The organism is Pseudoalteromonas sp. P1-26, from assembly GCF_001401795.1.
Taxonomy (GTDB): domain Bacteria; phylum Pseudomonadota; class Gammaproteobacteria; order Enterobacterales; family Alteromonadaceae; genus Pseudoalteromonas.
Genome location: NZ_LKDX01000016.1, coordinates 68,799 through 89,511 on the forward strand (window position 1 = coordinate 68,799; position 20,713 = coordinate 89,511).

The 20,713-nt window shown below is 40.1% G+C and carries 14 protein-coding genes; 9 read left to right on the forward strand and 5 right to left on the reverse strand.

Annotated elements, in window-relative coordinates:
- Positions 1 to 81: 81 nt before the first annotated feature.
- From AN394_RS10100 to AN394_RS10110, 3 genes are read right to left on the reverse strand one after another with little or no spacing between them, the layout of a single operon-like run.
- The gene (locus AN394_RS10100; RefSeq protein WP_082422973.1) at positions 82 to 969 is read right to left on the reverse strand and encodes a bile acid:sodium symporter family protein; all 888 of its coding nucleotides are present in this window, start codon (positions 967 to 969) and stop codon (positions 82 to 84) included.
- Positions 970 to 978: 9 nt separating this feature from the next.
- On the reverse strand, positions 979 to 1,728 hold the full coding sequence (locus AN394_RS10105; RefSeq protein WP_055021439.1) for a class II aldolase/adducin family protein: 750 nt from the start codon (positions 1,726 to 1,728) through the stop codon (positions 979 to 981).
- A 9-nt stretch (positions 1,729 to 1,737) separates the two neighbouring features.
- Positions 1,738 to 2,058 (reverse strand): DUF962 domain-containing protein, encoded by a 321-nt coding sequence (locus tag AN394_RS10110; protein ID WP_055021440.1) that lies wholly within the window; start codon positions 2,056 to 2,058, stop codon positions 1,738 to 1,740.
- A 97-nt stretch (positions 2,059 to 2,155) separates the two neighbouring features.
- On the opposite strand from AN394_RS10110, the gene AN394_RS10115 reads away from it, so the two are divergent.
- The 4 genes from AN394_RS10115 (at position 2,156) to AN394_RS10130 (ending at position 9,289) form a co-directional block, all read left to right on the forward strand.
- The gene (locus AN394_RS10115) at positions 2,156 to 3,121 is read left to right on the forward strand and encodes an AraC family transcriptional regulator (protein WP_054562469.1); all 966 of its coding nucleotides are present in this window, start codon (positions 2,156 to 2,158) and stop codon (positions 3,119 to 3,121) included.
- A 229-nt stretch (positions 3,122 to 3,350) separates the two neighbouring features.
- Positions 3,351 to 5,285, forward strand: coding sequence for a methyl-accepting chemotaxis protein (locus AN394_RS10120; RefSeq protein ID WP_054562468.1), 1,935 nt, complete (start codon positions 3,351 to 3,353; stop codon positions 5,283 to 5,285).
- Positions 5,286 to 5,545: 260 nt separating this feature from the next.
- Entirely contained in the window at positions 5,546 to 6,439 is an 894-nt protein-coding gene (locus AN394_RS10125) for a cation diffusion facilitator family transporter (RefSeq protein ID WP_054562467.1), read from the forward strand.
- 63 nt (positions 6,440 to 6,502) lie between these two features.
- Positions 6,503 to 9,289: a response regulator gene (locus AN394_RS10130; RefSeq protein ID WP_235576256.1), complete on the forward strand. Its 2,787-nt coding sequence runs from the start codon at positions 6,503 to 6,505 to the stop codon at positions 9,287 to 9,289.
- Here the strand turns inward: AN394_RS10130 and AN394_RS10135 are convergent.
- Positions 9,264 to 13,715, reverse strand: a complete 4,452-nt coding sequence (locus AN394_RS10135; protein WP_082422974.1) for an EAL domain-containing protein — start codon at positions 13,713 to 13,715, stop codon at positions 9,264 to 9,266. The genes AN394_RS10130 and AN394_RS10135 overlap by 26 nt on opposite strands.
- A 253-nt stretch (positions 13,716 to 13,968) precedes the next feature.
- Between AN394_RS10135 and AN394_RS10140 the strand changes: the two genes are divergently transcribed.
- The 4 genes from AN394_RS10140 (at position 13,969) to AN394_RS10155 (ending at position 17,255) form a co-directional block, all read left to right on the forward strand.
- Positions 13,969 to 14,523 carry an isochorismatase family protein gene (locus tag AN394_RS10140; RefSeq protein ID WP_055021443.1) on the forward strand — a complete coding sequence of 185 codons (555 nt, stop codon included), beginning with the start codon at positions 13,969 to 13,971 and terminating at the stop codon, positions 14,521 to 14,523.
- A gap of 76 nt (positions 14,524 to 14,599) precedes the next feature.
- Positions 14,600 to 16,066: a methyl-accepting chemotaxis protein gene (locus AN394_RS10145; RefSeq protein WP_055021444.1), complete on the forward strand. Its 1,467-nt coding sequence runs from the start codon at positions 14,600 to 14,602 to the stop codon at positions 16,064 to 16,066.
- A gap of 13 nt (positions 16,067 to 16,079) precedes the next feature.
- Positions 16,080 to 16,565, forward strand: coding sequence for a DUF6436 domain-containing protein (locus AN394_RS10150; RefSeq protein WP_055021445.1), 486 nt, complete (start codon positions 16,080 to 16,082; stop codon positions 16,563 to 16,565).
- A gap of 30 nt (positions 16,566 to 16,595) precedes the next feature.
- Positions 16,596 to 17,255 carry a hypothetical protein gene (locus AN394_RS10155; protein WP_054562461.1) on the forward strand — a complete coding sequence of 220 codons (660 nt, stop codon included), beginning with the start codon at positions 16,596 to 16,598 and terminating at the stop codon, positions 17,253 to 17,255.
- A gap of 86 nt (positions 17,256 to 17,341) precedes the next feature.
- Here AN394_RS10155 and AN394_RS21655 read toward each other — a convergent pair whose 3' ends face one another.
- Positions 17,342 to 19,615 carry a CHRD domain-containing protein gene (locus AN394_RS21655; RefSeq protein ID WP_082422976.1) on the reverse strand — a complete coding sequence of 758 codons (2,274 nt, stop codon included), beginning with the start codon at positions 19,613 to 19,615 and terminating at the stop codon, positions 17,342 to 17,344.
- A 298-nt stretch (positions 19,616 to 19,913) separates the two neighbouring features.
- On the opposite strand from AN394_RS21655, the gene AN394_RS10165 reads away from it, so the two are divergent.
- Complete coding sequence (locus AN394_RS10165) at positions 19,914 to 20,330, forward strand: hypothetical protein (RefSeq protein ID WP_054562460.1); 417 nt, start codon at positions 19,914 to 19,916, stop codon at positions 20,328 to 20,330.
- The last annotated feature ends 383 nt before the right edge of the window (positions 20,331 to 20,713 follow it).

The window sequence follows — 20,713 nt, forward strand, 5'->3', positions numbered from 1 at the left end:
CGTTTGGTTATCTCAAATTTTAACTATTTTTTATTACTGTGTGATTAAAAACTTCCTTGTTTTTAGTCATCACTTTGGCTTTTATGCTTTGTTGAGAATGGCAAGGTGTTTTGTATGATGCGCGCTAAATAAGCGACAAAAAATATAACCCGTTACAAACATTGATAAGCTATAGGTTGCTCCAGGAATTGCCATGGCGGCATTATTTATTAAGGTACTCGCAATTAAAATGGCAAGGGTGCCATTTTGTAGCCCAACTTCAACCGCAATGCTCATTTGTTGCTTGTGATCTAAGCCCGATATTTTTGCAAAAAACAGCCCTAGTAACAGCGTGCTGAGGTTTAATGTCAGCGTTGCAATGCCACTGGTCGCAAAAAAGTTCAGCATTTGGTCAGCATTTTTATGAATAATGCTAAGCACTATCACAATTAAGAATACACTCGAAAAACGACGTATAAAGGGTTCTATTTTCAAGCTCAAATGGGGTTTAAAGTGATTAAATACCATTCCTAAGCAAACAGGAAGTACCGTTATCATCAGCATTTGCACTATGGTTTTAATCACTGGCAAAGCGAATTCGTGGCCCGGCACACTGAATGTATGCATGGCAAAATGCATAATCAGTGGCAAGGTAAACGGTGAGATAAATGTTGCTAGCGTTGTTAGACTTATTGAAAGCGCAACATCCCCTTTGAATAAATAGGTATAAAGGTTTGAGGTCACACCACCCGGGCAGCAAGCCACTAAAATCAGGCCAATAGCGAGCTCTGGGGATAGGGTAAAACTCATTGCTAATAAAAACGCAACGCTTGGCAATAACAGTAGTTGGCAGCTTAAGCCTATTGAAAGTGCTTTGGGGCTAATAAATAATGCCCTAAAGTCTTGCTTTTTAAGCCCTAACCCCATGCCAAACATGATGATAAATAGTGCTAAAGGCAGCACTATTTTAGTCATGATATCAATTTGCATGGTATATCCTTATTGATCGTAACCCGGACTTTTATTGTCGAGTAAGCGCAGTAAGGCAGGCCAAGCAATTGCGCCGCCCAGTCCCTTAGTAGCAACTTCAGTTTGCCCTTTGATACCCTCAATAATCGCGCTAGGTACTTGTACGAGTTGCTCGGCATTTTGTGAAGTACGAGTTTGTACAGCACATGCAGCTTCAAAAATATACATAAACAAAAATGCATCAGCGACCGTTTTACCCACAGTTAATAGGCCATGATTACGTAGCATTAAAAAGTTATTAGAACCTAGGTCATTCACTAAACGGTCTTGTTCTGCAGGATTAAGGGCAATGCCTTCGTAGTCGTGATAACCCAAACCTGAGTGCACAACAACAGCTTGCTGAGAGATAGGCAATAAGCCGTCTTTGTTAGCAGACACTGCCGTGCCATTGAGTGAGTGGGTGTGAATAACGCAGTGGGCATCATTACGCGCCATATGAATACAGCTATGAATATTAAACCCCGCAGGGTTAACTGGGTATTCGCTGTCATGCAGCTTATTACATTGTTGATCTACTTTGATAAGACTTGATGCCGTAATTTCATGAAACATCATGCCATACGGGTTTATCAAAAATTCGTTGTCTGTGCCGGGAACACGCATTGAAATATGGGTAAAAATTAAATCATCCCAACCATATAAAGCAACTAGGCGATACGCGGCAGCGAGCTCAACACGGGCTTGCCATTCTTGCTCTGATACTGTGTGTTTCATCGTCATGGTGTTTTCCTAAAATGGTACTTTGCGAATAATAATGTCTTTAAACATGACCCAATCACCAATAAAGCTATAAAAAGGGTGTGTAAAAGTAGCGGGGCGATTTTTTTCAAAAAAGAAATGACCAACCCAAGCAAAGCCATAGCCCGCAACTGGGCATAAAATTAGCCAGCTATATTGCTGCTGATAAATAGCGGCAAACAAAATAGCCAAAACAATCCAACTGCCAATGAAATGTAAGCGTCGACAGACTTTATTTTTGTGTTCTTGTAAGTAATAGGGGTAAAACTCTTTAAAGCTCGCGAACTCGCGTTTACTTGCTACAGTGCCCATATTGTTGTCTCCGTTGTTAATTACAGGTTAACAATAGGCTTTTATTCTTTTATTTACTTGATAATATAGGTCATTAAATTGTTTATTTAGGACGCGCATGAGAACCTTATCAAGCTGGTGGCTTCGTGCTATGGCTGAGTCGTTTAAGTGGCAGGGTTTACCAATTAATGAATTGTTTGCAGCGGCAAATATTCCTTTAGCAGAATTAAGTAGCCAAACAGCCCGATACCCACAAGCCAGTGTCAGTATGCTTTGGAAGCAGGCGCAAGCCATGTTACCAAACACCCATTTAGGTCTTTATGTTGGCAGTAACATGAATGTACGCGCTATTCCGGTGGTAGGCATGGCGATTATTCAGTCAACACAGTTATTGAGTGCTTTTCGGCTGATATTGCGTTATCAAAAATTGATGGGCGATACACATAATGTGTCGCTTATCGATCATGGAAGTGAGTATGAACTTCGCTTTAACTTTAGTGATGGTGAGCGTGATATGTCACTGCTAAGCTACGAAGCGCCCATGGCGTTTTGTGTAAAAATAGCGCGCACTGTAAAGGGAAAAGATTGGCACCCAACGCGAATTTGCTTGCAGCGTAAAGAGCCTCACAGTGAGATTAATGCGCACTTTAATTGCAAAATTGAATACGGCGCAACGACCCACAGCCTGTTTTTTAGCGAAAATACCGATAGTGAACCAGTTTTATCAAGCCAGATGAAACTAGTGACGCAAACGAATGTGACGCAGGTATTGAGAATTTTGCTTGAAGAGCATTTAATTCAAGGCCAAACCACCAGTAAAGCAATGGCAAAAGCACTTAATATGAGTGAAAAAACGCTGCAGCGCCGTCTTGCAAAAGAGGGCACAAGTTTTAGTAAAGAATTAGCAAGTTTAAGACAGCAAAAAAGTGTGTCATTGTTAAACGAAACAGATCTTTCAGTTACTGAGATAGCCTTTTTATGTGGCTACTCTGAAATTAGTGCATTTCATCATGCATTTCATCGCTGGTATGGCATGTCGCCAAAAACCTACAAGCAAAAAATGGCAATAATAGCAGAGTCATAATAAGCACGGTTTTATTCAGTGAGGTGTTTGTATCTAGCGTTTTAACTAGTAAAAAGGTACAAGTTGGCGTTTGTTCCTATTCTGTTTGAGTTTGATAATTATTAGTAAAAAAACAACAGTAAAAGCTTAAATAGCAATTGCTTAACACAGACTTGTTACCTAAAATTATTGATAGGACGCAAGGATGATCTAAAACCAAAACTCCACCATTAAGTATGAGGCTTGCTGAATGCGAAATCTATCGCTGCGCACTATTTTTATTAGTTTTGTGTTAATTGCATTGTTTGTTGTCACTGTGGTTAGCGCCTTAATCAATACCAGCCAATTCTCTCGGCTTTATTACCAACAAACAGAAAAGCAATTATTGCCTGACGCTGTGGGTAAAGTTGCTGCCGAAATTGACGCTCAAATGCGTTACCCCATCTCTGTGTCACAGTCTTTAGCTGAAAACCAAATTCTGCATACGTGGATGAACGAAGGTGAGAAAAGCTCGCCAATTCATCAACGTGTGATGGCGTACTTTGCTGACTTACAAAGAAAAAGTGGTGCGTCATCGGTGTTTTGGGTAAGCAAAAACTCAATGAGTTATTACACACAAGACGGCTTTTTCAAATCAATCTCACAAAGTGAGCCAAGAGACAGTTGGTTTTTTGACTTTATTAGCTCAGATAAACGCCAAGCGCTCGCTTTAGATGTAAGTGAGCAGGGCGGACACCTCACTTTATACGTTAACACCTTGGTTGAAATTGCAGGGCAACGCCTTGGTGTTGCAGGGCTTGGTTATGATATTTCAGATATTTCTAGCATTGTTACGTCGCGTAAAATTGGTGAGCAAGGGTATTTATTCTTAATTGATGAGAGCAAGCGAATTATTGCACACGCAAATGATGCTTATATTGGTAAACAAGTCACAAGCGTCGCTTCATTAAGCGCATTACAAAGCTTTTTGAGCAGTAAACATACTGGCTTTACTCTATCGCAAGTGGAGCTCGCAGATGAAGATGTTTATGCTGGGGTTATGCCAATCGAAGGCACTGGCCTTACTCTTGTGGCGGTTCAGCCTAAGCAAGAGATATCAAGCGCGATTAATACAGTCGTTTGGATGTCGATTATCGTAAGTGTCGTGCTTGCAGGTATATTTTTAGTGTTAACACTTTATTTTGCGAATTGGCTAAGTAAGAAAATACGCAGTGTGGGCGACGAACTACTGGGTATGGCAGGCCACGGCGGTGACTTAACAAAACGTTTAGATGACAGTGTTGATAATGAACTGGGGCATCTTGCTAAAGGCTTTAATGCCATCATAGGTAAAGTAGCTGAGTTGGTAGATGAAATCAGTGTCACCGAGCAAGCGATGCGAGAGGGGATTGACGACCTTGCGAGCTTTGCCAACAAAACCTTTGTTGCTACCGAAGATCAGCGCGCGCAAACCGATCAAGTTGCCACAGCTATTACAGAAATGGGGCAAACTATTAATGAGGTGTCTGATATTGCTCATCGTACAGCAAGCGACACGGAAGAAGCGGTACGAGAAACCGTGCAAACCAATCAAAGTATGGCTGCCACAGCACAAACCATGAATGAGCTGAATGATATTTTGATCACGGTTGATAAAAGTATCGGTGAGTTTGCAAATCAAGCGGCTGAGATCAACTCGGTTGTTGAAGTAATCAATGCAATTTCAGAACAAACTAATTTATTGGCACTCAATGCGGCAATTGAAGCGGCAAGAGCGGGTGAGCAAGGTCGTGGCTTTGCGGTCGTCGCTGATGAAGTACGCTCACTTGCACAGCGTACGCAAACATCGACTTCTGAAATTAGGGAACAGATTTCGCGTTTACAAAGCTCATCATTGCAATCACAAGAAGCGATTGCCGAAGGTACGCAAAGTAGTCAAAAAGTGACTGAGCTTACGCATATTGCAGTGTCTGCACTTCAGTCTATTCAGCAGAAGTTTGAGATTATCAGCCAAGGCAATCACCAAGTTGCAGCAGCCACAGAAGAGCAGGGCACGGTGGTTGAGCATATCAATCAGTCGGCTCATGATATTTCAGACAGTGCAATGCAAATACATGATAACGCTGAGCAACAACAGCGTGGTACGCAAAGCTTATTATCGCGTGCTCAGCACCTTAAAGATTTAGTCAGTCAGTTTAAAGTTTAATAGCCTGCTTTTTAAATCTGCTTCGAGTAAAAGGCGTTAACAACATGTGTTGTTAACGCCTTACTGTTTTTTAGCTTACAAGTGAGTGTTTCAGTTTACTTGTTTGCTGCTAATTCCTTTCTTATTAGTAACACATCGTGCAAAAAACTTTCAAAAAGGGACTATTAACTAAGTTTTTAGTGCGTTTAAGTGCGCTGCGTATTACAATTGAGACTTTATATCATTACCGCATTTCCAGCTGATAGGTATTTCACTTCTTCATGACAGATATTACAACACACCAAGCATCTAGACGCCGCTTGTTGATTGCCTTAGCCATAACGTGCTCGTTTATGGTGATACAGGTTATTGGCGCCTATTATTCGAATTCGCTTGCTGTACTTGCTGATGCTGGGCATTTGTTTGTTCATAACAGTTCTTTATTCATCGCGCTTATTGCCTCAAGCATGGCGATATATTTCGCGAAAAACTTTAATGATGGCTACCAGCGAGCAGAGCTCACGGGTGGCTTGATCAATGGCATCTTATATTTAAGCATTAGCTTAATTATTCTTTATGAAGGAGGTGAACGTTACTTCCATCATAGCGATGGTCATGATTTACAAATTAATAGCTATTTAATGTCGGTCATTTCAGCTATTGGTTTTTTGTTTCATGGTGCTGCAGCATGGGTGCTATACAAAGGGCGCAAAGCAAGCATTAATGTGTATGCGGTGTTTTTACACTCGTTTTTTGATTTAATTTCAACGGTTTCAACCTTCTTCGCTGGTATTTTAATCCACCTAACTGGCTGGGCCGAAATTGATATTATTTCGAGTATGTTGATTGCTACCTTTGTCTTGTTTACTGGGGTTAAAGTGATCATTCGTTGTATTCAAGGCTTACTTGAAAATAGAAGTAAGCTGCCGAATGTAGCTGATATTGAACAAAGTATCGCTTCGGTTGAACATGTACAAAATGTTCATAATGTCACGGTAATGCGCCAAGACAAAGACATTATTGTTGGCGCGCACGTTGTTTTAAAACAGCATTGTACCGTTGAAAAGCATGACGAAGCATGTCGCTTAAAGGTCGAAAAACTATTGCAATCGCGCTTTAAAATTGGAAAAAGTGTGCTGCAAATAGAGAGTCATGAATGCCACCATGTTAATTAAAGTGGCAAAAAGTTTAATTTTCTTTTAATTTAAAGGTATCACTATGAAGTTAGGATACCTTTTTTGCTTCAAAATAAGCCTTCATTTTTCAACTTTTTAGCCGCAGTACTGCTTGGTTGTATTGCGGGAGTTGTTAATTTACTACCAATTTGGTTTTTAGACAGCTCAGAATTTCTTCTTGGTCAGTTTTTTGTGATCCTAAGCTTGCTGCTACTTGGTTGGCGGTTTGCAATAATCACCTTTATTTTAAGTACAGGGTTTATTTTTTACCGCTGGGGGCATGCGTGGCCGTCCATAGTATTTGCACTTGAGCTTATTTGCTTACAGGTATACTGCTTATCAAAAGCGCGGCCGGTATTTTTACGAGGCATGCTATTTTGGCTGGTGATAGGCCTGCCACTACTTTGGAGTTTTGGCCATTTCTTTTTAGGTTTACCAATTCTAACGATTGCTATTGCACTTGCTAAGTACTGCTTAAATGCGGCAATTTACTTATCTGTTATTGATTTACTGAGCTTCTTCTTTAGCCGTTATTCGTGGCATAAACATTATTCGTCGCTCTATAAAATACTTAACTATGTTGTTACTTTACTGGTTGTACTGGTAGTCATATTAACCTCTGTAGTACTAACCAATAACCATTATGCGCGCATTGAGTATGAGATAAATTCGCAGTTAAAAGAAAAAGCCAAAGAAATCGCACGCACCATTGATGCTCACCTTGATCATAATAAAAAAGGGGTGGTACTCACTGCCAGAAGCATTGCCAACGGTGTCCCTCGTCAAATTGCTCTTGAAAATATGGCAAACCTATACCCTGATTTTAGAACACAGATAATTGCTGATGCTCTTGCTGATGTCACTCATTTTTATCCACAATCGTTAGCGATTAGTTTGCAGCAGTCAAACATTCGCGCCAATGTGGCAGATAGAGATTACTTTATAAATGCACCTAATAATGAGCTTGGTTATATCTCTACAATATTTAAAGGTCGTGGTTTTGGTTCTTTACCTATAGTTGCAGTATCAGCACCGATTTATATTGAAGATACCTTTACTGGCGTCGTTGAAGGCTCACTGATGTTTGATTATTTTGCAGGCCTCAGGCCCAGTCTATTTAGTCATCAAGGCGAGTTGTTGATTTTAGATGCCAGCAACAAAGTGGTATTTAGCACATTAGATGACTTTACAGAGCTACAACAATTAACAGATGAAGAAATAGATTTGTTTGCAGACGAAGCTCGTTTTAAGATGTTTGATGCTGAGAACGAACAGCAGTTTTACGCCAGAGAAGCTCGCTCAACAGAGCATAACTGGATTGTAATGACCATGCTCAATCGCAAACATGCCAATAATGTTGCGGTGAGTGCATGGGGTCAGTCTTTGGTGATGATATTGTTTATTATTTTATTAACCAGTGTGTTTATCACGCAATTGAGTCGCTGGTTAATTGCTCCTATCGAAAAGTTAGCTGAACAAATCGACAAATTTGAACCTGAGCGGGCAATCACAGATACCGACTTACCACAAACTTGGCTAGAAGTGAGTCGTTTGCAGTCGCAGTTTTCGAGTTTAGCTAATAAGCTAGCGCTTAATTTTAATCGCTTGCATCAAGCGAATCACGAAAACGAAGTGTTGAATAACAAACTGACCGATTTTAATGCCCAGCTCGAGCAACAAGTTAATGATAAAACGAATGAGCTAGTCGAAGCTGTTCGCTTAGCGAATCAAGCCAACCGTACTAAGTCGCAATTTTTAGCGAACATGAGCCATGAAATCCGCACCCCGCTCAATGGTATTTTAGGCATGACTCAACTGCTATTAGAAAACCCTAAACTACCCGAAACTGAGCGTGATGAGCTGGCGATGATCCATCAAAGTGCTAATAACTTATTGTTGATTTTAAATGATATTTTAGATTTCTCGAAAATTGAAGCGGGCGCTCTTAAACTTGAAGACCGTGTTGTTGAAATTAAAGCCTTACTGGCACAATTAGCCAAAGTTTTTAGTAGCACCAGTGTCAAATCTGGCGTTAAATTTAACTTGAGCATTGCAGACAACATACCTGAGTATATCCGCCTAGATCCACTGAGGTTTAGCCAAGTAATCAATAACATTTTGAGTAACGCGGGTAAATTTACTGAGTCTGGTGAAATAAACATGCAATGCCAAATGATCGATGGTGCACTAGCAATAAAAATTCGCGATACAGGTATAGGTATTTCTGCAGATCAGCAGGCTAAATTGTTTACAGAGTTCACTCAAGCCGATATATCGACCACCCGAAAATATGGTGGTACTGGGCTCGGGCTCACCATTAGTAAACGAATTATAGAGTTGATGGATGGAGAGCTCTCTTTAGTGAGCCAAGAAGGTGAGGGCAGTGAATTTACTATTATTGTGCCAGTGATGGTAAGCGATGCAGAAGCAACTGCAGAACAAAGTACAGACAAGCCAATACTTAGTGGCATAAATGTATTAATTGTTGAAGATAACCCTGTAAATCAAATCGTGCTGCAAAAAATGATGCAAGACACCCAGTGTACTATCAAAAAGGCAAACGATGGCTTACAGGCACTTGAAGAGCTTAAAAGTTTTACGGCAGATATTATATTGATGGACTGCCAAATGCCCCACATGGATGGCTATCAATGTACACAAGCAATTAAACAGAACCCTGCGCTGTATGGCGAAGCTATCATTATTGCTATTACGGCGAATGCCTTTGAAGAGGACCAAAAGCGCTGCCTTGTAGCTGGCATGGATGACTTCATCTCGAAGCCCATTAATAAAGATGAGCTTTATCGCTGCTTAAATAAATGGTTTAAAGCGCGTTTAGTCGATCAATGATTGCCTGAATCGTGCTTTCTGCAATTAGATCATCGGCCAACATGGGTTTTGCGAAGTAGTACCCTTGTAAATCTTCGCAGCCCATCTCTGTTAAGAAGCTGATTTGCTCACTTGTCTCAACTCCTTCAGCAATACAATATAAGCCTAAGTTCGATGACAACGCATGGATGGTTTTAATAATCGATTCATTACTTTTATCTTGGCCAATGTTTCGCACGAAGCTTTGGTCAATTTTGATCACATCAATCGGGAATTGACTTAGGTAAGTTAGTGACGAGTAACCTGTGCCAAAGTCATCAAGTAATAGTTTGAAGCCGGCATTTTTAAGTTTTTGCAGCTGCTTAGAAGCTTTTTCTTTATCTTCTAAAAGCGTATTTTCTGTAATTTCAAGACGCAGTTGCACAGGCTTAACCATGTGATTATTCAAAATAAGTAATAAGCGTTCAGTTAAGTTTGATTTTAAAATATGCGTTGGCGACAAGTTTAATGATAAATAAAACTGTGGGTTAGCACGTAGCATTGGCAGCAGCTCTGTTAATGCTCTATCAAGTGCTTGCTCAGTCAACGCATCGATTAGACCTATCTCTTCAGCAATAGGAATGAATTCGGCAGGTGATACAAAACCTTGCTCGTTCTTCCAGCGCATTAAAAGCTCAACGCCGTTTATTTTTTTAGTTTTAGCATTAACAATAGGCTGATAGTTATTAAATAACTCATCGTCTTTAAACGCATCTTTCAAGGCATTTTCAAGTAACAGCTTTTTGGTAAGCTGGTTATTCATCTGCTCTGTGAAATATTTAAAATTGTTACGGCCAGATTGCTTAGCATGCATCATGGCTATATCTGAATTTTTAATTAAATCATCTGCTGTTTTCGCATCAAATGGGTAAAGAGCGACACCAACACTTGCTGAAATGTTGATTGAAAAGTCGTCAATTATAACCTTGCTTGCCAGTTCTTCAGTGAGTTTTTTAACGAGATCACTGAGTGTTTGTGGTGAGTGAAGGTCTTTAATAAGAACCAAAAACTCATCACCACTTTGACGGCCTATTACGGCGTTTTCGGGTAACATTAGGTTTACTCTTTGCGTGATATCGCAAAGTAATTGGTCGCCGACAGCGTGCCCGAATGAATCATTTACTGGTTTAAATTTATCTAAATCAATAAATAATAATGCAGCTAGTTTATTGTATTTTTTGGCGTTATTTATACAGTTGCTAATTTTTGTATACATTAAAGAGCGGTTAGGCAAGCCCGTTAACGGGTCATAATTTGCTAAATAACGCAAATCGTCTTCAGCGCGTTTTTGCTCTGTTAAGTCTGAAATTACAATTACATAATGACTAATTGATTGGTTTTCCTTGGCTACAGCCGTGACACTAATATGAACTGGGTGTGCAGGGCTTTTTAGCGTGCGAATAACAGCTTCTGTTTTCCAGTTTTGCTTTGGTTTAAGTGTTTTTAATACGTCTATATATTCAAGGTATTTTGCACGGCCTATAGCTGCAATAAAGTCGCGACTAGTAAGCTCTGCAACATTGTTTGGCGTGGCGAATGCTTCACCAAAACTGGCATTAGCAGAAAATGGTTTGAGTTGATTGTCTAAAATTAGCAACCAGTCGTTTATTTGCCCAAATGCTTCGCCGAGGACACTGGCTTGCTGGGCATTAGCGCGTTGCTCTGTAATATTGGTATAAATACCGGTTATTTTTAATGGGCGGTTTTTTTCATCGGTTGCAATAGTACGACCAATGTCTTCGTACCAAAGCCAGTTACCATTTTTATGTTTTAAACGGTAAGTGGTATTCCATTGTTGGTTATTTGTTTGCTTACAAAATAGTTGCCACTGGCTAGTTACGTTATTGCGATCGTGCGGGTGCACTAAGCTCACAAACTTGTTGAGGCTTATACCATCTTTATACTCGGCATAGCCCAGTTCAGCAGAAAAGCGGGTCGTTCTTAAAAACTGTTCTACTAGGTTAATCTCCCAAACACCACTTTTAGTACTACTTAAAGCGAGTTCGGTTTGTTGCTGTGATTTTACAGCTTCTGCATGAGCACGACCGATCATTTGCTGGCGAGCACGGTATTGCCAAAATAGGAAAAACAAAACAGCTAAAACAATAATGACATAACTTGCTTTTGCAGCAGGGGATGACCAAGGTGCATGTGCAACATTAAATCTTAGTTGTCTAGACGCTGATATTGCATCGCTTAACTCGATAGACGACGACACTGATAACACATAATCACCAGGCGGTAATTTGGTAAAAAAGACCTCATTGGTTGTTAACTTGTCGTATTGCAGTGAGGTTGGCCCATCAAGGGTCACTCGATACGATGTTTTATCTTTATTAATGGTATCAAAGTTAGAAAAGGTGACTGCTAAGCCCATATCATCATAAGTGATCTGCAGAGGCGTATTTACATATTTATATGGATGGTAGTTAAGCTCTCGCGAAAGCAAAGATACATTGGTAATTTCGGTATTTATATTACCAGCCTCTACAGGCGACGATAAAAAGTCCTCTGGTGAAAGTAAAAGTACGCCTCGGGTACTACCAAATGCAAGTTGTCCGTTATGTAAGGTGGTGTCGGCATCAATGTTGAATTCATTAACGGCTAAACCATCGCGAATAAAGTAACGGTCAAGTTCTAAGGAGCTTAAATCAAGGCGGTAAAGACCATTTTGAGTACCTAACCATAAAAAGCCAAAACGATCTATTTGCAATGCAAAAACAGATTTAGCTTTTAAGCCAGACTGTATATTAATACGATGTTTAACTTCATAAGTTTTAGCATCTATGCCAATAAGCCCTTCGTCAGCTGAGCCAAGCCACAGGGTGTTGTTATAATCCATCACCCAGTCATCAATGGTAGTGAACGCTAATGGGTTATAATTTTCTGTTTGGTATATCAGTGTTAACTTTTGAGTCTGCTCATTGTAGCGGTACAATTTGCCAGACATACTCAGTACGTATTCGTCGGGGTGGTCTGGCAATGGCTTTAAAAAAGCATGGGCATTAACAAGGTCAACTTGTTCTTTCAATCCTTTAATGGTGGTTAGTTCGCCTGTTTTACCATTGTACTTATAAAAATTTTGGTCATCTAAAAATGCAAATTGATCATTGCCCATAGCACGAAAGCCCCAGTTAGGGCCGTAATTTATAAGGTGCATGGTCTCAGCATTGCCTTTTATAGGCACTAATTTGCCTGTCTGTTTATCAAACAAGGCAAGACCTATGTATTTCATTAGCCACAGATAACGGTTGCTGTCATCAATGTTAGCTTCAGTAATACCATAAATACCATGCTCACCATGAAAGGCTTTTTCATCGTTACTAACTAAGTAGGGTGTAATATCTTTAGTAAGTTGGTTGTACTTCATTAGGCCATTATCTGTACCTATCCAAACGGTATCATTTTGATCTTGTAATACCGACCAGACATTATTATTGAAGCGAGCTTGGTTATTTTTTAATTCAATGTGTTTAAAACGTCTTGCTAGTGTTGACCATGTGAAAACGCCCTGTGAGCGGGATGCAAGCCACAGCAAGCCAGTTTTATCAATCATTACATCTTGAATTGAATTGTCAGACATTAAAAACTTACTTTGTTCAAAGTTTAAGATGAACTCAACTGACATGGTTTGGCGATTAAATTCGAACAACCCTTTTTCTGTGACGATATATTCACCGAATGAGCTAACAGAATAATCCCAAATATTTAAGTTAGGGATCAACAGCCTTATCTTATCAAACGCCAGTAAACGGTTAGCGTTAAAAGGGATATCAAACATGCCCTCAACAGTGCCTACAAATAAGCCGAGCTGCGCATCGACCCTTAAAAATTTTACGTTTTTATTATCTTCGGTGACCTGAGATTTATCGGTTAGCGGAATATGCGAGATATGATCATCTGCAAGGTTTTTTGAAAAAAGCCCATTCGATGTGCCTATATATAAAAAGTTGTCGTGCAAGGTGAGTGCCCGCACAATGTGCTCTTCTTTATTGATAGAAAACTCATGCAAAAACTTTTTTGATTGCTTGTTGTATGAATAAACGTGCTGAGCAATAGCGAAGTAAAAAAAGTAATCGTCTTCAGTGATTGCTAAAATGGGCGAAAAGAAAACATCTTCAGGGTCTAGTTTGCCAGAATAGATTTTTTCAACTTTTAGTGTTTTTGGGTCGATCAGAAAAGCACCTGAAAACTCAGTGCTGACGAAAATGTTTCCGTCGTCAGTTTTATGCATTGCGGTAATTTGTCGCTGATCAAGAATATACTCCCCAGCAAAAGGCGCTACCTGATAACCATCATACCTATTTAAGCCTTGGTAGGTACCAATCCAGATAAAGCCTAAATCATCTTGCACGATTTTAGTTACACTGCCTTGCGTAAGTCCTTCATCGGTCGAAATACGCTGCATTTGCAAAGCATAGTTTTGTGCCAACGCCGAAGAGGAAAGCGTGAAGAACAGCAAACTGAAAATCAAAAGAAAAAGTTTAGGCACTGACTGATTAACCCTAAATTATTATTTGCGCATAATTTTTAACAAAATATAGCACAATTATGACCGTAATTAATGGTTCTGAAAAGAAAAAATAGTAATAAGGTCTACTTGGTGCTGAAACTGAAACCTATGCTATAACTAGTTCAATTATCAGCAATTTGAGAACGTGATGCGCCATTCATTTATCAGCCAAAAAAGTAATGCCTTGTTATTAATTATTGACCTTCAGGCAGGGCTTGAACCGGTAATTAACGACTTTGGCTTAGCTGTTAATCAGACCGAAAAGTTAATAAAAGCAGCTAAAGCTTTAGATATTCCCTATTTATTTACCGAACAAAATCCAACCAAGTTAGGTAAAAGTAGTGAACAGCTCTTACCTTTTATAACTGGCACTAACTGCTATCACAAAATACATTTTAGCGCATGCCAAGAGGTTCAATTTAACAACCTATTGGCTGGCTCTAAACGTAAGCAAATAGTGGTAACGGGTACAGAGTCGCATGTGTGTGTACTGCAAACATGTTTAGACTTAATTGCCAATGGTTACCAAGTGTTTGTAGTGGAAGATGCCATTGCATCACGCAACGAAAAACACAAAGAGTTGGCTGTTAAGCAGCTATCGGCAGCAGGTGCTATTATTACTTGTACAGAAAGTGTGATATTTCAATGGCTAGAAAAAGCAGGGACCGATCAATTTAGGGCATTATTGCAATTAATAAAGTGAACCATGATGCGCATCAAACCGTATTGGCTCGATTAATTGTATTTTTGTAAATTATTTAATGATTAAGGCTTTATCTATGACGAGTGTGCGCCGCCTTTTTACTTATTTGTTCCTTTTATTGTTTATTGAATCTTTAGTTTTAGGTTTTATCTATTCGACCCTAATTACCGGTGTGGTAACCGGTTTGTTATTGCTATCTTTACCGCTTTGGATGCTCCATCAATATCCAACGAGCAAATTAACAGCCCATGTTGTGGCTGCCGGTTGCATGATGTTTTCGTTTTTACACATTCAACAAAGCTACGGCCTCATTGAAGTTCATTTTGAAATATTTATTTTAATGGCCGTGTTGATCATGTTTGTCGAATGGCGCGTGTTTATTACTGCACTTTCTTTTGTGGCCGTTCATCATTTGAGCTTTTACTTTTTACAGATAAACGAAGTCGGTTTATACGTTTTTGACCCAGATCGATTATATTTTAGCACCGTACTTATTCATGCCGTGTATGCCATAGTTGAAGCAATTGTAGCGGGTTATATTGCAAAAACCCTGCATCGTGAACGTAGTTCTGGCCTATCGTTAAGCACAACAACAGAGCAGATAATGGCCGATGAAAACAGCATTAATATTAGTTTAAGAGCGGATGATAGCCACAGTGAAGCCGTAGCGGGTTTTAACCGTTTACTGGGTTTTGTATCGAGTGTGATAGGTGATGTTCAAAGTCAAAGTAGTGTTTTAAAAAATCAGTCTAAACAATTGCTTGAAGTACACGACGAATTGCATGAGCAAGCACTTCATCGTGAGCAGTTATCGACGGATATCGCGCAGTCAGGTGAACGAGTCGCCGAAGGCTTTGCTCATGTGGAACAAGAGAGTAATGAACTGCAAACACAATTTGAGCAGCTCCATTTAAGTGCCACAGAGGCATTAAATGAGGTGGCGAATACAGACAGCAAAACGGCTGAGCTTGCTAATAACCTTCAAGAAGCAGATCAAAACATAGGCCAACTGGTGAGTGCATGTTCGCATATCTCAGAATTACTTAATGAAATTTCGTCAATTGCTGAGCAAACGAATTTACTTGCGCTTAACGCTGCAATTGAAGCTGCGCGTGCAGGTGAACAAGGCCGCGGCTTTGCGGTAGTGGCTGATGAAGTTAGAAACTTGGCAACGCGTAGTAAAAACACGACGGATAAAATAACCAATACGCTTGAAAGTTTGATGCAAAACAGCGCCTCATCAACTAAGTCGATGCAGGGTAGTGTTGCGCTTATAGAGCAGTTATCTGCAATTAGTTCGCAGATGAAACTGCAAATTACCGAGATGACAGAGCAGGTGAATGTTGCTGCAAGTAGCTCACAGTCGGTTGCTCATGTAGTGCAAAATCAAGCGGGTAATACGCGTGCTATTGCCGATAATTCACAGGCCTTAATTGCTAACCAAGCCAACGACAACTTGATGATTGAAAAACTCACCGATCGCGTACAGTTAATTGATGTAAGTATCGATGTGCTGGAGCAAGGTATTGCTAAATTCAAATAGCAAATGGCTGATAATGGCAACTCTGGTTTGGGTTGCCTCTGTGGCATTAGCCTTGGTGTTTGCTTATTCTCAACAAGCAAGCACCTTTGATCCAGATAAAAAGCTAGCCACAACAAATTGGTTACCTGCTTTTCAACAAAGTATGGGGCTTGATATCAACAATGCCGATACCTTGTACATTATTGATGAAAATACCTGTGTATGCTCAGAGCGCTCACAACCGCACATAATAAGCCTTAGCAGCTATGCTTCAGAGCAAGGTATTAAAGTAGTAAAACTTAAACCAACATCTGCGGTTGCTGCAATATTACCCGCTCAACCTGCCGCAGTACTTGTTTCAGAAAATCAACAGCTTGTGTATGCAGGGCCATTATCAAAAGGACTCGCCTGTTCAAGTCAGAATGGCTTTGTTGAGTTAGTAATCGCAAACTTACGTGCGGGTTTTAATAGCCAGTTTATTAACTCAGATGCTGAGGGGTGCTATTGTGAGATTAATTGAACTCTTAAAATAGCAGCGCTAAAAATAAACATGAAATTAAAAGAATTTGAGCTGTGGGCCTTTAAACAAGAGCTAGCCGAATGTAGAAAATTTACCTTGTTTTCTCGAAGTGTATACGCCCATTATGAACGGTATTTTTGTCAGATAGAGACTAACGGAATTTACCGAGTAATTATTAAGTTAAGTGAATCGGATAAACGTGATGGGACCACTGAGTTAAGTAGTTCTGTGCTTAAATTTTATCAACCTTTTGATTTTATAGCATTTAATGGATTGGGTGAGAATGAAAAGAAACTATGCCTATTAGATACGTTGCAGCAAGCATTAGTTAAATTAACAGTAATGTATGAATGGCCAATAGAGCCGTTTAATCAAGCATATGCAGCGGTTTTGAGAGATAGTTTTGTTAACCATTATACTTTTCGAAAAAAGCATAACCGTAACAGAAAATTTATTGCAGAATTAGAGTGCCATCACGAATCGACGAGCTTTGATTGTTTTGTAAAAATCAAAAATAAAATCGGGGAAGTGCTGTTTTCAAAACGTTTATTTAGTGCTGAGCCAGATGAGTTTCTGTTTAATGGCTTACTAGGCGATATTAGATGGATTGATAATGAAACACTCGCAGTTTTGAATAAAGATAAGAGTGAATCAGAGCGGATTAGAGTTCAAGATATCATTAACCAATAAAGTTAAGGGTATAACTTTTTATGACGTAATGTTCTCATGCTTAGTCATAAAAGAGGCCAAAAATATTGGCCTCTGACTCTATAAAGTTATTGAATTTGGCCTCGTATCTCACCGCTTGGGTTTGCAGGGGTATGAATGTTTACATAATGACCGCCTGAAGCTAAAACTGAAAAGATATCGGCGTCTATCATTAAGCCCGTGCTGCTCATCCAGCGATTCATATCATCACTGTCTTGTACAAGAGGAGCTAACACAGGGCCATTTTCACCTGCTACGCCAGTATGAATATGGGCTGCACTTGCATCACTTACACCTGATGTTAGTACTTGCAGCTCAACACTGTAATCATTGGTATTCACTAGCGCATAACCATCACCAGATGCATCCGTTGTGACCGCGGGTACTTCTTGTTCACCAGAAAGCGGGAAGGTTACAAACACGTAGTTGTCGGTAAGGATTTGACCACGTAGTTCACCACCTGGGTTAGCTGGAGTATGCACATTAACGTAGTGACCACCTGATGCGAGTACTGCAAAAATATCTGCATTGATCATGGTGTTTTCAGGTGTTTGCCACAGGTTCATGTTATCGTTTGATTGCTCTAACGCGGCAAGAACGTCGCCATTGGTGCCTATACGACCTGTATGAATGTGGGCAGCAGTAGCATCACTCACACCTTCGGTTAACGCTCTTAATTCTAAATTGTAATTATCCATGTTAACTAATGCATAACCACTACCTGATGCCATCGTATCAACGGCTGGAACTTCTTGCATACCGCTAAGTGGGAAAGTAACGAGCTGATAGTTGTCTGTTAGGATCTGACCTCTAATTTCGCCACCCGTGTTAGCAGGCGTATGCACGTTAACGTAATGACCTCCTGATGCAAGTACCTCAAATATCTCTGCGTTGATCATGGTATTTGCTGGTGTCATCCACATGCCTGCGTCAGTTGTTGATTGCTCAAGAGCAACGAGTACGTCACCATTCGTGCCAATTCGGCCAGTGTGAATGTGTGCACCTGTCGCATCATCAACACCCATTGTGTTTACTAATAGCTCTAAGGCATAGTTATCCATGTTAATTAATGCATAGCCTTCACCGCTTGCATCAGATTCGAGAGCAGGAACTTCTTGCTCACCGCTTAGTTTAAAGCTGGTAAAACCATAGTTACTGGTTAGGATTTGCCCGCGAAGCTCGCCGCCAGCATTAGCAGGTGTATGAACATTGACATAGTGACCGCCAGAAGCCAGCACTGCAAAAATATCCGCATTGATTTGCGTGTTGCTTGGTGTCATCCAGACATTGCTATCATCCATTGATTGTTCAAGAGCTACTAATACATCGCCATTAGTCCCGATACGACCTGTATGAATGTGCGCAGCACTTGCATCGTCTAAGCCTGATGTGACAACAGTAAGCTCTACGCTGTAGTCTGTTGTATCAACAAGAGCATAACCATCACCATCAGCCATGGTGCTGACCATAGGCACTTCTTGATCACCACTTAAGTCAAAGGTCGCAACTGCATAGTTGTCTGTTAAGATTTGGCCGCGAATTTCGCCACCGGCAAATTCAGGCGTATGAACATTAACATAGTGACCGCCGTCTAGAAGTACTGCCAGAGTGTCGCTGTCTATCATGGTATCTTCTGGTACAACCCAGTCAGTCATGACTTCGTCGTCTTGTTCTAAAGTCACGAATACATCACCATTTGAGCCTAATTTTCCTGTATGGATGTGAGCTGCTGTAGCGTCATCAACACCCATAGTCACCGCACGAAGCCGTAATTCTGTCGTTGCGCTATCATAAGATGCATAGCCATAACCCATTGCGTCACTGTCGTTCATAGGCACTTGCTGATCGCCATTTAAAACAAACGTGATGATGCTCGTTGTATCAGGCACAATTTGCGCACGAAGTTCGCCGTTTGCATATTGTTCGGTATGAAGGTTAATGTACCAATCGCCATCCATTAAATCAGCAATTAGGGTTTCATCAAGGTCGGTTATTGCGACTTCATACATACCATCGGTAGTGGCCTCAAATGCAAAAGCAACATCACCATTAGCGCCTAAATCGCCGTCGTGTATGTGTGCTGCGCTAAAGCCTTCGACTGAGCTTGCATCAAGTGTTGCACGAAATTGCATTAAACTTTCGTCAAGCTCTACCGTTGCAGTCGCTGTTTGCATTGAGTCATTCATTGGCACTTCTTGTTTGCCACTTAAAGTTACAGAATAGGTTTTACTTGGAGTGAATTCTTGAACTGGGGGAGGGGTAACAACTTCGGTATTATCGTCATCATCATCGCTACACGCGGTGAGAAAAAGTAAGCTGCTAGCCAGGAGTATGTATTTCATCGTTCTTCCTTATATCTTTGAATGTTCGGACGTTACGACGTGTCCATTTCAATAAGGCTTACGGCAGGTGTTTAAAAAGAGATCACAAAAGGTTATTTAAAAGTTAAAAACTGGTTCTTTAGTATTGGTTTGTTGAAAGAGGGGATTAATAGTTAAAGTTTAATATCGCTAACTTTAAAGGAACATACATGCTTAGCAACATAAAAAGTGTTGGGTGGTAAATGGGTACGGATTGTGCATCTATTTTGTTTTCAAAAGGTTTATAGCTAAACGTCAAAAAATTAACGATAGGAAAACTATGCAGCTAACTTCGTACACATCCTCATTCCTAAAAGAGCCATTATTAGATCAGCAAAATAAAAATGAGCTAAACCCAGAAAGTGAAAAAGCAATAAACCTTCAAGGCTCTAAACAACAAGAAGCGGGCGTTGATTCTGATCCACAAGCAGAAGCTCAATCAAAGACATCACAAACACAGCAAGAGCTAGTAGTAAAAATAAAGGAATTACAAAATAAGATTAATAGTTTAAAAAGCAACAAAGACCTAGCTCCAGAACAACGAGAAAGTGAGTTACTAGAGCTTAATAAACAACTTGATGAAGAAATAAATGCAGTCCAGCTTGCCGTAAAAAGTAATGTTTCTACGATGATAAACTCTTTGTTTGCTCCTACTTCTAGTAATCACTCTGGTATGCTGTTTAACAATAAAGCCTAAGTTTAAGGCAAAGCGCTTGCTCGCAGTTGCTTTGCCAATTGCATATTTATAAGTCCGCTAAATTACATACTTTATAAGTGAGTAGATGAGAGTACATATAAAGGTAAATAGGAAGAACCATTTTATGTGAACTGTTATTGGTGACCCGCGTTTGGCTGTTCTGATCATAGTGACTGGGTAATCATACTCAACAAGTGTCTTGAAGAGCTCAGGGTGTTCTAAGCTCCAGTCATTTAAAGGAATTGAATCACCATAGCGAGTTTTAAAAATTACAGAAAATAGATGGGCACGCCTAGGTGTTAGTGCATCATTCTTTCTGTAATTTCGCCTGAGCTGGAAAAGGTGCAGGTCAAAGTTTATCCTTTTGATTTACCGACCAAAGT

Bases quoted from the DNA above. Each gene is read 5' to 3' on its own strand.
- AN394_RS10100 (WP_082422973.1), bottom strand. From the start codon at position 969: ATGCAAATTGATATCATGACTAAAATAGTGCTGCCTTTAGCACTATTT.
- AN394_RS10105 (WP_055021439.1), bottom strand. From the start codon at position 1,728: ATGACGATGAAACACACAGTATCAGAGCAAGAATGGCAAGCCCGTGTT.
- AN394_RS10110 (WP_055021440.1), bottom strand. From the start codon at position 2,058: ATGGGCACTGTAGCAAGTAAACGCGAGTTCGCGAGCTTTAAAGAGTTT.
- AN394_RS10115 (WP_054562469.1), top strand. From the start codon at position 2,156: ATGAGAACCTTATCAAGCTGGTGGCTTCGTGCTATGGCTGAGTCGTTT.
- AN394_RS10120 (WP_054562468.1), top strand. From the start codon at position 3,351: ATGCGAAATCTATCGCTGCGCACTATTTTTATTAGTTTTGTGTTAATT.
- AN394_RS10125 (WP_054562467.1), top strand. From the start codon at position 5,546: ATGACAGATATTACAACACACCAAGCATCTAGACGCCGCTTGTTGATT.
- AN394_RS10135 (WP_082422974.1), bottom strand. From the start codon at position 13,715: ATGCAGCGTATTTCGACCGATGAAGGACTTACGCAAGGCAGTGTAACT.
- AN394_RS10140 (WP_055021443.1), top strand. From the start codon at position 13,969: ATGCGCCATTCATTTATCAGCCAAAAAAGTAATGCCTTGTTATTAATT.
- AN394_RS10145 (WP_055021444.1), top strand. From the start codon at position 14,600: ATGACGAGTGTGCGCCGCCTTTTTACTTATTTGTTCCTTTTATTGTTT.
- AN394_RS10150 (WP_055021445.1), top strand. From the start codon at position 16,080: ATGGCAACTCTGGTTTGGGTTGCCTCTGTGGCATTAGCCTTGGTGTTT.
- AN394_RS10155 (WP_054562461.1), top strand. From the start codon at position 16,596: ATGAAATTAAAAGAATTTGAGCTGTGGGCCTTTAAACAAGAGCTAGCC.
- AN394_RS21655 (WP_082422976.1), bottom strand. From the start codon at position 19,615: ATGAAATACATACTCCTGGCTAGCAGCTTACTTTTTCTCACCGCGTGT.
- AN394_RS10165 (WP_054562460.1), top strand. From the start codon at position 19,914: ATGCAGCTAACTTCGTACACATCCTCATTCCTAAAAGAGCCATTATTA.